This window comes from Pseudonocardia oceanicola (assembly GCF_047200735.1).
Classification (GTDB): domain Bacteria; phylum Actinomycetota; class Actinomycetes; order Mycobacteriales; family Pseudonocardiaceae; genus Pseudonocardia.
In genome coordinates this window covers 818441-832019 of sequence record NZ_JBJZON010000001.1, presented here as the reverse complement: position 1 = coordinate 832019, position 13579 = coordinate 818441, and the positions used below count along the sequence as shown (strand labels likewise).

Annotated in this window: 11 protein-coding genes; 5 read left to right on the top strand and 6 right to left on the bottom strand. The window is 76.4% G+C overall.

Annotated elements, in window-relative coordinates; genetic code table 11:
• Window positions 1–26 precede the first annotated feature (26 nt).
• Entirely contained in the window at window positions 27–686 is a 660-nt protein-coding gene (locus ACL02T_RS03805; protein ID WP_412829221.1) for an RNA polymerase sigma factor, read from the top strand.
• Window positions 687–819: 133 nt separating this feature from the next.
• Here ACL02T_RS03805 and ACL02T_RS03800 read toward each other — a convergent pair whose 3' ends face one another.
• The 3 genes from ACL02T_RS03800 to nhaA form a co-directional block, all read right to left on the bottom strand.
• Window positions 820–3885 (bottom strand): helix-turn-helix transcriptional regulator, encoded by a 3066-nt coding sequence (locus ACL02T_RS03800; RefSeq protein ID WP_412829220.1) that lies wholly within the window; start codon window positions 3883–3885, stop codon window positions 820–822.
• Window positions 3886–4120: 235 nt separating this feature from the next.
• A complete protein-coding gene (locus ACL02T_RS03795; RefSeq protein WP_412829219.1) occupies window positions 4121–5344 on the bottom strand; it encodes an MFS transporter in 1224 nt (407 codons plus the stop codon).
• Window positions 5345–5459: 115 nt separating this feature from the next.
• Window positions 5460–6752 (bottom strand): Na+/H+ antiporter NhaA, encoded by a 1293-nt coding sequence (gene nhaA, locus ACL02T_RS03790; protein WP_412829218.1) that lies wholly within the window; start codon window positions 6750–6752, stop codon window positions 5460–5462.
• Between the two features lie 148 nt (window positions 6753–6900).
• Between nhaA and ACL02T_RS03785 the strand changes: the two genes are divergently transcribed.
• Window positions 6901–8124, top strand: coding sequence for an ROK family transcriptional regulator (locus tag ACL02T_RS03785; RefSeq protein ID WP_412829217.1), 1224 nt, complete (start codon window positions 6901–6903; stop codon window positions 8122–8124).
• On the opposite strand, the gene ACL02T_RS03780 is transcribed toward ACL02T_RS03785, so the two are convergent.
• Window positions 8108–8848, bottom strand: coding sequence for a GNAT family N-acetyltransferase (locus tag ACL02T_RS03780; RefSeq protein ID WP_412829216.1), 741 nt, complete (start codon window positions 8846–8848; stop codon window positions 8108–8110). The two genes, ACL02T_RS03785 and ACL02T_RS03780, sit on opposite strands and share 17 nt — an antisense overlap.
• A gap of 88 nt (window positions 8849–8936) precedes the next feature.
• Here ACL02T_RS03780 and galT point away from each other — a divergent pair, with 88 nt between their 5' ends.
• From galT to ACL02T_RS03765, 3 genes are read left to right on the top strand one after another with little or no spacing between them, the layout of a single operon-like run.
• Window positions 8937–10037: a galactose-1-phosphate uridylyltransferase gene (galT, locus tag ACL02T_RS03775; RefSeq protein WP_412829215.1), complete on the top strand. Its 1101-nt coding sequence runs from the start codon at window positions 8937–8939 to the stop codon at window positions 10035–10037.
• Window positions 10034–11158: a galactokinase gene (gene galK, locus ACL02T_RS03770; RefSeq protein ID WP_412829214.1), complete on the top strand. Its 1125-nt coding sequence runs from the start codon at window positions 10034–10036 to the stop codon at window positions 11156–11158. Before galT ends, galK begins: the two co-directional genes overlap by 4 nt.
• A complete protein-coding gene (locus ACL02T_RS03765) occupies window positions 11155–11511 on the top strand; it encodes a YchJ family protein (RefSeq protein WP_412829213.1) in 357 nt (118 codons plus the stop codon). Before galK ends, ACL02T_RS03765 begins: the two co-directional genes overlap by 4 nt.
• Before the next feature lie 3 nt (window positions 11512–11514).
• Here the strand turns inward: ACL02T_RS03765 and ACL02T_RS03760 are convergent, their stop codons facing one another.
• Together ACL02T_RS03760 and ACL02T_RS03755 are read right to left on the bottom strand one after the other, a co-directional pair.
• Entirely contained in the window at window positions 11515–12129 is a 615-nt protein-coding gene (locus ACL02T_RS03760) for an Rv1733c family protein (RefSeq protein WP_412829212.1), read from the bottom strand.
• A gap of 123 nt (window positions 12130–12252) precedes the next feature.
• Complete coding sequence (locus ACL02T_RS03755) at window positions 12253–13464, bottom strand: PucR family transcriptional regulator (RefSeq protein WP_412829211.1); 1212 nt, start codon at window positions 13462–13464, stop codon at window positions 12253–12255.
• Window positions 13465–13579 lie beyond the last annotated feature (115 nt).

Here is a 13579-nt window from a genome sequence, read left to right as displayed (position 1 = left end):
CGTGCAGGACCCCCTCGGAGGCATCCATGCGCACGCCCGTCCCGTCCCCGTCCGGCGCCGACGCGCCCGTCCCGGCGGCCGCCGACATCCCCCGCACCGATCTGCTGACGAGGCTCGCCGCCGGCGACCAGGGCGCGTGGCGCGAGGTCGTGACCCGGTACGAGCGGCTCGTCCGCTCCCGGGTCCGCGGCTTCCGGCTGCAGCCCGCCGACGCCGACGACGCCGTGGCCGCCACCTGGCTGCGGCTCGCCCAGAACGCCGACCGGATCAACGACGTCGAGCGGCTGCCGGGCTGGCTCTCCACCGTGGCCGGCCGCGAGTGCCTGCGGATCCTCGACCGCGCCGGGCACGCCGGTGTCCCGGTCGGGGACGCGGGGCTCGCGGTCCCGGAGTCCGGCCCCGGGCCCGAGCAGCGGGCGGTCGACGCGGACGTCGCCCGGGAGCTGCGTGCGCTGGTGGCGGACCTGCCCCGGCGCCGGCGACTGCTCATCGGCGCGCTCTTCGGCGAGGACACCTGGAGCTACGAACGGATCAGCCGGGTCACCGGCATCCCCACGGGCTCGATCGGCCCCACCCGCGCCCGCGCCCTCGACCAGCTCCGCCGGCTCGCGGTCGAGCGCGGCCTGGGCGCTGCGCACCCGGTCGTCCAGGGGCTCGCCCCCGCCGCCGGCACCGTGGCGGGCTGAGCGGGAGAGCTCGGCTGCGGCCCGCGGGAGGCTCCGGTGCCCACGCGCGGTCGCGGAAGCTCAGGGCCCGACTCGCGGAAGCTCAGGGCCCGACTCGCGGAAGCTCACAGACCGACTCGCGGCAGGTCGACGGTCAGCGGGTGGGGCGGGATTCGGTGGGAGCGGCGCGGACGTAGACCGCGCCCGCCTGCACCCGGCTGCGCACGCCGAGCTTGGCGAGCAGGTGCGTGACGTGGATGCCCACCGTCTTCTCGCTGATGAACAGCCGCTGGGCGATCTCGCGGTTGGTGTGCCCGGCCGCGATCTCGGCGAGCACCTCGTTCTCGCGCGGGGTGAGCGAGGCGAGGGCGTCCCGGCGGGGCGACGACCGCGACGCGGCGGTCCGCGGGGCGGGCGGGCGCCCGGCCTCCCGCACCTCGTCGGGCTGACCGGTCGCCGACCCGGGACCGGTCGGCACGGATTCGGCGGGCGGGTCCGGCAACCGGATCCGCGCCCGTCGGCCCAGGTCGCGAACCTCCTCCAGGAACGGCAGGGCGCCCAGCCGCCCGGCGATGTCGTGCGCCTCGGCGAGCGCCTCCGCGGCGGCCTTGCTGCGGGTCCGCCGGGCGAGCAGCGCCTCCGCGCGGCGCAGCCGCCCGTAGGCGACGTTGTAGGGCTGCTCCCGGCGCCGCCACTGCGCGGCGACCTCGTCCCACAGCTCGGGATCGGAGTCGCCCTCGGCGCGGGTCACCTCGGCGTCGCACATCCGCGCGAACACCCCGACGAGCCCGGCGACCATCGGCACGGCCTGCCGGGCGCGGTCGTGCAGCCCCGCGCCCGACTCCCGCAGCCGGGCCACGACGTCGTCGGCGGGCGGCGGACGGTCCAGCCGGACCGTCTCGGCGTGCGCCCGTAGGCCGTGCCAGACGAGCGGGGCCTCGAGCCAGACGTCGTCGTGCCCGCCCTCGACCACGTCGAGCCCCGCCACCGTGTGCTCCACGGCCCGTTCCGGCCGGCCGAGGAACATGTCCAGGCCGGCGCGCAGCGTGAGCAGCGGGACCCGGTAGCGGGCGCCGACCGTGTCGTGCGCCAGCATCGCGACGGCGTCCAGGTCCTCGGCGGCGCCGGCCAGGTCGCCGCGCCCGACCCGCATCCGGCCGCGGGAGAGCCGGATGTCCAGCGCCTCGCTCCCCGACGGCCGGGCCCGGAAGGCCTGGTCGATCACCTCGACCGCCTCGTCCCAGCGCCCGCAGCGGAACTGGCCGTTCGCGGCGAGCGCCAGCAGCCGGACCCCGTGCGTGCGGCCCAGACCCAGCCCGGTGAGCCGCTCGGCCCCGGTCAGCGCGAGGTCGATCCCCTCGGACAGGGCGTTGAGCGGCCCGGACAGGAGCTCGGCGCGCCGGTGGTAGGCGTTGCCCAGCACCGCGGGCGATCCGCTCGCCTCGGCCACCCGCAGCCCTTCCGCGAGCGCGGCGGCGCCCGCCTGGGTGTCCTCCAGGTACGCCAGGCTGAACCCGAGCGTGACGAGCACCCGGGCCTGTTCGTCGAGCGTGCCCGTGCGCCGGGCGGCCTCGAGGGCCCGGGTCGCCTCGGCGCGGGCGTCGGCGAACCGGCCCGCGGCCTGCAGGGCCTCGGCGTGCCCGGCGAGCAGGGCGACGTGCGCCCCCCCACCCAGCCGCAGCGCCTCCCGGTACGCGCCCTCGGCCTCGACGCCCCGCCCCGCGGCCAGCAGGTAGTCGCCGAGCCGCGTGACGAGCGTGGCCCGGTGCGGGTCGGCCGGGTCGGTGAGCCCGATCCGCTCGCGCAGCACGCCCACGGCGGCGTCGTGCTCGCCGGCCAGGTGCGCGGCCTCGGCCGCGCGTTCCAGGCTGGCCGGGCGGTCCAGCCCGACCGACACCGCCGGCTCCGGCGAGGGCGGGAGCGGCGCGACGGCCCGCCCGGCGACCAGGTCGGCGACCCGGCGCCAGTGGCGATAGGCGTCGGCGTAGCCGTGCACCCGTTCGGCCGCGCTCGCGGCGTCGGCGGCGGCGCTGAGGGCCCGCGCGTCGTCGCCCGCCCGGTCCCAGTGGTGCGCGAGCAGCGCGGCCACGGCGGACCGGTCCCCGCCCGCGGTCAGCTCCGCGAGCGCGGCGGCGTACCGGCGGTGCAGGTCCCGCCGCTCGGCGGGCAGCAGGTCCGCGGCCACGACGTCGACGGCCAGCCCGTGCCGCAGCCGGTAGCCGTCGTCGCCACCCTCGGCCCCGGGCCCGTCGAGCACGACCGAGCCCTCCTCGACGACCTCCCGGACGGCGGTGAGCAGCCGGTCCGGCGGCAGCGCGGTGACCAGCCGGGCGAGCTCGTGCGAGACGGGGCCCTCGGCGACCGACAGGGCCCGCACGACGGCCCGGGCGTCCTCCGACAGGGCCCGCACCCTGCCGAGCACGAGGTCCCGCAGGGTGCCCGAGACGGCCATCGGGTCGTGGTCGCGCAGCGCGCGGACCGTCTCCTCGGCGATGAACGCGTTGCCCCGGGAGCGTTGCCAGACCAGCTCGACCGGGTCGTCGACCTCCGTGGCGGGCAGCGGCTCGCGCCCGACCAGCGCCGCGATGGCGGTCCGGTCGAGCGGGCCGAGCGAGAGCCCGTGCACCCGCGGATGGCGGCGCAGCCCGCCGAGCCCGATCTCGTCGAGCCCGGATGCGCCACCACCCTCGCGGTGCGTGACGACGACGAGCAGCCGGGCGTCGAGCATGATCGCCGTGAGGTAGGACAGCAGGTCGCGGGTGGCGCGGTCCGCCCAGTGGACGTCCTCGACCACGAACAGCACCGGGCGGTCGGCCGCGAGCCCGAGCAGGACCCGCCCGGCCGCGTCGAGGTGGTGCGGGACGCTCTGCACCGGTCCACCGGGCGACGGCGGCAGCAGCCCGAGCGCCTCCAGCTCGCCCCGCCAGGGCTCGACGATCGCGCGGCCGGCGGGTTCGCGGGCCAGCGCGCGCACGGCGAGCGTGAGTGGCAGCAGCGGCGGGCTCTCCCCCACGTCGACGGCGGCGCCCGCCAGCACGACGGCCCCGGACCGTTCGGCCCGGGTGACCAGCTCCGCCACCAGCCGGGACTTCCCGACGCCCGCCTCCCCGCAGACGAGCGCGACCCCCGGCGTGCCCGCCCGGGCCGCCTCGAACAGCTCGACCAGGACCCGCAGCTCGTCCGTTCGTCCGAGCAGAGGCGGACGGGCGGGCGCGGTCACTCTGCGTACGGTATTCAGCCCGGGCCTCCTGGTCCAGCAGGTTGACCTCCCGGGGAACGCCCCGGTCCCCCGCCGGCGATCCGGCCGTGGGAGACCGCCGGGCCGGGACGGACACGGGCACGGGACCCACGGCCCGCTCCTGCGCCACCCCCTCGGCCCCGGCCCGGCGGCACCCTCCCCCACGCCGATGAAGAGGCGGCCGGACGGGCGCCGGATACGCGCGACCGGGAGAAAGTCAGTCGGTGCGCCGGCCGGAGGCCGCGCAGCCCGCCGTGCACAGCACCAGCACCGCGCCGAACACCACCAGCAGCGGGGCCGTCCAGGTACCGGTGGCCTGGTGGACGGCACCGACGACGGCCGGCCCGGAGGCCGCGACGGTGTAGCCGCCGCCCTGGACCAGCGCCGACATCCGGCGGTTCTCGGTGAGGTCCCGCGCGCGCCGCACGACGAGCGAGAAGATCACGGTGATGCCGCCACCCTGCGCCGCGCCGCCCAGCGCGCACCAGACCGCCCAGCCCTGCGGGGCGAGCAGCAGGCCGAGGGGCAGCGCCGCCCACGCCGCGCAGACCACGGCCACGACGAGCCGGGGGGTGGGCAGGACCCGCAACAGCACGGGCACGCCGAAGGCGCCGACGATCGCCGCGATCTGGAAGATCGACGAGCCGGCGCCCGCGGCCGACTCGCTCATCCCCAGCTCGTCGCCGAGCAGCAGCGGCAGCCACGCCGTCACGCCGTAGTAGGCGAAGGCCTGCCCGGCGAAGGCGATCGTGAGGCCCCAGACGACCGGGCGGCGCCACCAGACCGGCCCGGGTGCGGCCGGTGCCGGCGCCGCCGAGCGGGCGGCCGGGCCCGCCTCGGGCAGGGACCGGGTCGCCCACCACCAGACACCGGCCGCGGCCAGCACCAGCACGCCCCAGGACGCCAGGGCGAACCGCCAGTCGGTGGCGCCGGCGATCGGCACGGTGAGCGAGAGCGTGATCATCGAGCCGACGTTGAGCGCCGCCGTGTACATCCCGAGCACCGCACCGGCCTGCCGCGGCAGGTCGCGGCCGATGACCACGGGCACCGCCACGTTGCCGACGGTGATCGCCGCACCGATCAGCAGGGTCCCGGCGACCGCGGCCGGCAGTCCGCCGAGGGACCGCACGACCATCCCGGCCAGCAGCACGCCGAGAGCGACCAGCACCCCGCGGCCGAGCCCGGTGCGGGCCAGCAGCGCCGACGCCGCCGGGGTGGCAAGCCCGAAGCACAACACCGGCAGGCTGGTGAGCAGCCCGGCGGTCCCGGCGTCGATCCCCAGGTCGGCGCGGATCGCCCCGGTGACCGGCGAGACGGCGACGATGGGGCCGCGCAGGTTGAGCGCGAGCAGCAGGATCGCGGCGACGAGCAGGGCGGGGGCGACGGCGGGGGGCGGCGCGGGCGCGGGCCGGGGGCGCGCGGTGTCGTGCGTGGCGGTCACTGCTTCCATACTTGCAGCGCGGAACCCGGCACTCACGCGGTCGTGAGCGACGGAACCGGCGCGCGCCGTCTCCCGCCGGCTCGGAACCGCGCCGTCCGCCCCGTGCGGGCCGGCCTCAGCTCCCGTCCTCGCGGCGCTGGTAGGCGTCCGGCACCCCGTCGTCGTCCATGTCGACCGTCTCGGCCAGCTCCATCCGCCGGTAGTGCGCGTTGCGGACGCGCAGGATGACGCTGGCCACCAGCGCCGCCAGCAGCGAACCGGCGAGCACGCCGATCTTGACCTCGCTGTCGATCTCCGAGCCCGTGCCGTAGGCCAGCTCGCCGATCAGCAGCGACACGGTGAACCCGATCCCGGCGAGCACGGAGAGCCCGAGGACGTCCCACCAGCTCAGCCCCTCCGAGAGCTGCGCGCGGGTGAACTTCTGCACCGCCCAGGTCGCGCCGAGCACGCCGAGGGTCTTGCCGACGAGGAGGCCCAGGATCGCGCCGAGCGCGACCGGGTGCAGGAAGGCCTCGAGCCCGGCGTCGACCACCGAGACCCCGGCGGCGAAGAACGCGAAGACGGGCACGGCGACCCCGGCGGAGATCGGCCGGAACCGGTGCTCGAAGTGCTCGGCCAGCCCCGGGCCGGGGCCCTCCGCCCGCCGCACGACCGGCACGGCGAAACCGAGCAGTACGCCCGCGACCGTGGCGTGCACCCCGGACTCGTGCACGAGCACCCAGGTGATCACGGCGAGCGGCAGCAGCAACCACCACGACCGGATCCGGCGCTGGACCAGGACGGTGAACAGCGCGAGCGGGACCAGTGCCAGCAGCAGCGGCACGGGGTGCAGCTCCTCGGTGTAGAAGATCGCGATGATCGTGATGGCCAGCAGGTCGTCGACGACCGCCAGGGTGAGCAGGAACGTGCGCAGCGCCGTGGGCAGGTGCGTGGAGATCACCGCGAGCACCGCGAGGGCGAAGGCGATGTCGGTCGCGGTCGGGATCGCCCACCCGACGGCGGTGCCGGCCGGGGCGTTGAACGCGACGAAGATCACCGCGGGGACGATCATGCCCCCGACCGCCGCGGCCACCGGCAGCGCGGCCCGGCGCGGGTCGCGCAGGTCACCCGCGACGAACTCGCGCTTGAGCTCCAACCCGGCGACGAAGAAGAAGATCGCCAGCAGCCCGTCGGCCGCCCAGGTCGCGAGGCTGAGGTCCAGGTGCAGGGACGCGGGCCCGACCGTGAGCGCGCCGAGCGCCGTGTACGCCTCGCGCCACGGCGAGTTCGCCCAGGCCAGCGCGATCACGGCGGCCCCGACCAGCAACAACCCGCCCACCGTCTCGGTCCTGAGCAGGTCGGCGATGCGCCGCGCCTCGGGCCAGCTGCCACGGGGGAACAGTCGGGGGCTACCGGCGGGAGTGTTCACGGAGGTGGGGCCTTTCGACGTTCGGGCAGGGCGGAACCTACGCCGACCAGACTTCCCGGCACACCGGCCCCCACCCTACGGCACGCTTGTGCACCCGAAAGACGAAAATGTGGCATCTTCGGTATCGACGCAGGTGAGGAGGCCCGTCATGACCGGAGTCGGCATCGGACCCGCCCGTGGGCGCAGGCCCACGTCCGCCCCGGCCACCGCCGGCGAGATCTTCGCGCTGATCCGCCAGGGTGCCGTCGCCACCCGGACCGAGATCGGGCGGGCCACCGGGCTCTCGCGCACCGCCGTCGCCGCGCGGGTGGACCGGCTGCTGAAGGAGGGCCTCGTCACCGAGGTGCAGGGCGGCGCGGCGACCGGCGGCCGGCCCGCCGCCCGGCTCGCGTTCCACACCGCGGGGGGCACGGTGCTCGCCGCCTCGGTGGGCGTGAGCCGGACGTCGCTGGCCGTCTGTGACCTCGCGGGCACCGTGCTCGCCCAGGACTCGCTGCGGATCCGGGTGCGCAGCGGGCCCGAGGCCGTGATGGAGGCGGTCGGCGAGCGGCTCGCCCGGCTGCTCGCGCAGATCGGCGCCGATCCGGCGCACGTCCGCGGCGTCGGGCTGTCGGTCCCGGGGACGGTGGACTCGGTCGCGGGCTGCAGCATCGGTGTCCCCGTGCTGCCGGGCTGGGCCGAGGTCAAGCTGCCGCCGCTGCTCACCGACCGGTTCCCCGTGCCGGTCCGGGTGGACAACGACGTGAACGTCATGGCGATCGCCGAGCAGCACGCGCACCCGGGCATCGACGACCTGCTCGTGGTGAAGGTCTCCACCGGCATCGGCGCCGCCGTCGTGAGCGGGGGCGCACTCCAGCGCGGTGCGCGCGGGTCGGCCGGCGAGATCGGCCACACCCAGGTCTCGGACGGCCCGGGCACGCCGTGCCACTGCGGCAACCTCGACTGCCTGGAGATCCTCGCCAGCGGCAGCGCGCTCATCCGGGACCTCACCGCCCGCGGGCGCACCGTCGACACGGTGTCCGGTGTCGTCGACCTCGTGCGTGCGGGCGACGCCGAGGCCGTCCGGCTGGTCCGCACCGCGGGCCGGCGGATCGGCGAGGTGCTGGCCTCGGCGGTGAACCTGCTGAACCCGGCGGTCATCACGGTCGGCGGCGACCTGGTCGGCGCCTACGAGCCGCTGGTCGCGGGCATCCGCGAGTCGGTCTTCAAGCGGTCGGTCGCCACCGCCACGCAGACGCTGCGGGTCGAGCCGGGCGCGCTGGCCGGGCGCAGTGGCGTCACCGGCTGCGCGATCCTCGTGCTGGACCGGGTGCTGTCCCCCTCGGCGGTGGACGACGTCCTGGCCCAGCACGACCTCACCCCGCCGGACTGACCGCCGCGCGGATGCTCGGTGCCCGGTAGCCGACGAACTGCAGCTCGCGGGACACCACGAAGCCGAGGTGCTCGTAGAGCCGGACGGCGCCGGCGTTCGACGCGGCGGCGTGCAGGAAGGGCCGCTCGCCGCGCTCCCGGATCACCGCGCCCACGGCGCGGACGAGCCGGGCGGCCAGCCCCTGCCCCCGCGCGGTCGGGGCCGTGCAGACCGCGGAGATCTCGGTGGCACCGGGCAGCCGCATGCGCTCCCCGGCCATCGCGACCAGTGCGCCGTCGCGGCGGATGCCCAGGTAGGTGCCCAGCTCGATCGTCCGGGTCAGGAACGGGCCCGGCTTGGTCCGGGCGACCAGCTCCAGCATCTCCGGCACGTCGGCGGGGCCGAGGCGCACCGCCTCGGGGTCCGGGGCGACCTCCAGCGCGTCGCCGGTCATCTGCACCCCGGGCAGGTCCATGCCCGTCTCCCAGCCCGCCGGGGCCTCCCGGCGCGGTCCGGCCAGCACGGCGGAGCCGCCGGGGCCGCTCAGCGCGGCCAGGTCCGCCCAGTCCCCCGCCGTGGGGTCGAGCGGCAGCCCCGCGAAGGGCGCGACGTCCGGCCGGTAGCGCGCGGCACGGCCGCGCACGTCGGCGAAGGCGCGCTGCGGCCCGGTGAGGGCGGCGAGCACCGGATTGGCGAGCGGAGCGGGCGGGAAGCCGGACACGGGTTCGGGGGACGGGAGAGCCACGAGAACCATCCTGCCCGCCCGAGCGGGGTAGCGTGCCGACGGCTGCCCACGCCACACGGACCGGCACGACCAGGTTGGAGCACCTCCCGTGACGCAGGCATCGACCCCCGCCGTCGTCGGCGGCGCGACCGTCCACCGCACCCGTGGCCGGCTGTCCGACGGCCGGGAGATCCTCTGGTACGACACCGAGCCCGGGCGGGTGCCCGGCAGGGACGAGCGGGGCCTGCCCGAGGTGCACACCGTCTCGCAGATCCGCTACGACGAGCTGCTCGACGAGTGGGTGGCCATCGCCAGCCACCGGCAGACCCGCACCTTCCAGCCGGCGGGCACGGCGGACCAGTGCCCGCTGTGCCCGACGATCCCCGGCCGGGTCACCGAGGTGCCCACCCCGGACTACGCGACGGTGGTGTTCGAGAACCGCTTCCCCTCCTTCTCCGGCGGGGTGGGGCGCGCGGAGGTGGTCTGCTTCACCAGCGACCACGACGGCCGGTTCGGCGCGCTGTCCCCGGACCGCGTCCGGCTGGTCGTCGACACCCTGGCCGACCGCACGGCCGAGCTGTCCGCGCGCCCGGACGTCGAGCAGGTCTTCCCCTTCGAGAACCGCGGGCCCGAGATCGGGGTCACCCTCGCGCACCCGCACGGGCAGATCTACGGCTACCCGTTCGTCACCCCGCGCACCCGCCAGCAGCTCGAGTCCGCCCGCCGGTACCGGACGCGGACCCGGGGCAACCTCTACGGGCACATCCTCGAGCGGGAGCGGACCGAGGCCGTCCGGCTGGTCACCGAGACCGAGCACTGGACCGCGTTCGTGCCCGAGGCCGCGCGCTGGCCCGTCGAGGTGCACCTCTACCCGCACCGCGACGCCAAGGACCTCCCCGAGCTCACCGACGCCGAGCGCACCGACCTCGCCACGATCTGGCTCGACGTGCTCGGCCGGCTGGAGCTCTTCCACGGCCGCCCCCTGCCCTACATCGCGGCCTGGCACCAGGCGCCGGTGCGCACGGACCGCGACCTCGCCTGGCTACACCTGGAGCTGTTCTCGATCCTGCGGGCGCCGAACAAGCTGAAGTACCTGGCCGGGTCGGAGTCCGGGATGGGCGTGTTCATCAACGACACCACCCCCGAGGACGTCGCCGCGAGGCTGCGCGAGCTGGGCGGCGGGTCCGGCGGCCCCGGGGCCGGCGCATGAGCGTCGCCGCGCGGTTCGCCGAGATCCACCGCCGCCCGCCCGCCGGGGTGTGGGCGGCGCCGGGCCGGGTCAACCTCATCGGCGAGCACACCGACTACAACGACGGCTTCGTCCTCCCCCTGGCCCTGGACCGGCGGACCCTCGTGGCCGCGGCGCCGACCGAGGGCCTGACCACCGTGCGCTCCTCCCGGGAGGCCGAGCCCGTCACGTTCACCGCGGCGACCGTCGTCCCGGGCGCCGTGACCGGTTGGGCGGCCTATGTCGCCGGCGTGCTGTGGGCGTTCCGCGAGGCGGGGCTGCCCGTCGTCGACCTCGACCTCCTCGTGGAGGGCGACGTCCCGGTCGGCGCCGGGCTGTCGTCGTCGGCCTCGCTGGAGTGCGCCGTGGCGGTGGCGCTGTCGGAGCTGGCGCACGTCGGCCTCGACCTCACGGAGGTGGCCCACCTCGCCCGGCGCGCGGAGAACGAGTTCGTCGGCGCGCCCACCGGCGGGATGGACCAGATGGCCGCGATGCACGGCGTCGCGGATCGCCTCGTCTTCCTCGACACCCGCACCGACCACGTCGAGCTGATCCCCTTCGCGCTCGCGGCGCACGACCTGCGGCTGCTCGTGATCGACACCCGGGCGCCCCACCGCCTCGTGGACGGCCAGTACGGCGAACGACGGTCCGACTGTGCGAAGGCGGCGGACCTGCTCGGGGTGCCGGCGCTGCGGGACGCGACGCTCGCCGGCGTCGAGACCCTCGCCGACGAGCGGCTGCGCCGGCGCGCCCGGCACGTGGTCACCGAGGACGAGCGGGTGCTGGAGGTCGTCGGGCTGCTGCGCGGGGGCGCGGACCCGCGCGCGACCGGGCCGCTGCTCTCGGCCTCGCACGCCTCGATGCGGGACGACTTCGAGATCACCGTGCCGCACGTCGACGTGGCCGCGACGGTCGCCGAGGAGGCCGGGGCGCACGGGGCCCGGATGACCGGCGGCGGGTTCGGCGGCTGCGTGATCGCGTTGGTCGACGCCGGGTCCGGCGACCGGGTCGCCGGGGCCGTCACGGCCGCCTACGCCGAACGCGGCTGGGACGCGCCGGTCGTGTTCGACGCGGTGGCGGCCGACGGCGCGGGGCGCGCATGAGCCCCTGTCCCTGCGGCTCGGGCGAGGTCTACGGCGCCTGCTGCGGCCGCTTCCACGCCGGGGAGCGCGCCGCGACCGCCGAGCAGCTGATGCGCAGCCGCTTCACGGCCTTCGCCCTGGGCGACGAGGCGTACCTGCGGCGCACCTGGCACCGGTCCACCCGGCCGCGGCGCGCGGCACCGGACCCGACCGTGGAGTGGACGCACCTGGAGATCGTGGACCGGGTGGCGGGCGGCCCGTTCGACACCGACGGGATCGTCGAGTTCCGGGCGCACCACCGGGCCGGGGTGCTGGCCGAGCGCAGCCGCTTCGTGCGTGAGGACGGGGTCTGGCTCTACCTCACCGGCGAGTGAGGGTCAGCGGCCGGACCACCGGGGCTCGTAGAGCGCCCACTCCCGGGTCCACGCGGCGTGGTTGGCCGCGGCGCAGCGGGCGCGGACGAGCGCCCGCAGGCCCAGCAACGCCAGCCCACCGACCAGCAGCACCAGCAGCCCGCCGACGACGGCCGTGACCCCGGCCTGCAGCGCGTCGACCGGCGGCGGGGCGATCGCCCCGCTCGTGCGGTCCACCCAGACCCGGACGACGGACCCGGCGGGCTGCGCGCCCAGCACCGGCACCGTCCCGGTGCGCGGGGTGCCGTCCGGCCCGACCCAGGAGGCCGGGGCGGCGACCTGCGCTGCTCCCCAGGCGGCTTCGACCCCGATCGCGCCGTCGACCGGCGCGAGGAGGGTGGCATCGACGGAGATCCGGCTCACGGCGTCGGAACGGGCCTGCTCGAGCCCGTTGCCGTGCAGGCGCAGGCCGGTCAGGACCGCCACCACGACGAGCACGAGGCCGAGGACACCGAGGACCCAGGAGGCCGCCGACTCGACGCGGTCCGTCCGCCGCCGGGGGATCCGGTCGGTGCCCGCCCGCGGGTACGGGCGCGGCCGGTCCGAATGATCCGAGTTCCCGGGCCGGTGGGATCGCACGTCGGGGGTCCTCTCCACGTCGGTCCCTCCACCGTGCTCCGGACGGCGGTACCCGGCAACGCGAGTGAGACCGAGTCGAGCGTGGCATCGATCACGCCGGGGCAGCGGACCGTCACCGACGGTTCACCGGACGTCCTCGGCCTCCGACGACCTCGGGGCGCCCCACGCGAGCGCCAGGAGGAGCCGGGCGCGATTCTCCGGGTCGTCCAGCTGCGACCCGAACAGCTCGTGCAGCCGCGCCAGGCGATAGCGCACCGTCTGCGGGTGGACGTGCAGCTCGGCCGCCATCGCCTGTCGGTCACCCAGGTGGCGCAGGTAGGCGGACAGGGTCTCGCACAGCCGCTCGCGCGACGCCGGGGCCGAGGCCTCCAGCGGGCGCAGCACCTGGGCCCGCAGCACCTCGAGCAGCCGGGAGTCGCGGTGCACGATGATCGCGTCGAGGTGCTCCTCGGCGAAGACCGGGTCCTCGGGCAGCACTCCGGTGCGTTGCAGCCGGGCCGCCACCTCGGCGATGTGCAGGCTCGCCGGGAGCCGGTCCGGCGGCACCGTGGGCCCGACGACGGCCCGGGTGCCGCGCAGCATCGCGGTCAACCGCCGCCGTCGCCCGCTCTGCGCCGGGTCCGGCACGATCGCGCCGGACAGCCGCGCCCGGTTGATCATCAGCGAAGCGGGGTCGAAGCGGGACAACATCCCCTGTCCGAGCAGGCTGTCCTCCTGCACCAGCACGACGGCCACCTCCTGTGGCACCTGCCAGCCGGCGCGCGCGGCGGCGGCCTGCACCGCCCCCTCGGTCGCCCGGTCGGACAGCAGCAGTTCCACCAGCTCCTCGCGCAGCCGCTCGCGGGCGACCGCGGCCTCCGACTGCTCCAGCACGAAGCCGTGTGCGGCGGCCGACGAGAGCCGGTCGACGAAGGCGAACACCCCCTCGGCCAGTCCGGCCAGCACCGCCGGCTCCAGGTGCAGCTCGACCGCGACGAGCGCGACGTGCCGCCAGAACACCCGCGCGCCGAGCTGGAAGGCCGACAGCAGCGTCGAGACGTCCCGGCCCTCCCGCCACTGCGTCCGGCCGATCTCCTCGAACAGCTCCTGCTCGCCGAAACCCGACGGGTACTCGCCCGTGGGCCCCGGAGCGGTCCCGGCCTCGTCGCCCGCGGCGACCAGCCGGTGCAGCGCGTGGTGCGCCGCCGCCGCCACCTCGACCCGATTCGCGTCGATGAACTGGGCATAATCCGGCCATTCGGACAACAAGGCCGCGCTGACCTCCTCCAGCACGGCCGGAACCCGCGCCAGCAGGGCCTCGACGAGGCCGTCCGTACCGGCGGGCGATGTGTCCACACCGGTGTTGTACGCCCGAAGGGGCGAGGGACGCACCACTTTTGTGCCCACGTGACAATTCTGGCCCGAAAGAATTAACACCCGTTGAGGAGATACGCGCAGCCGCACTGCGACA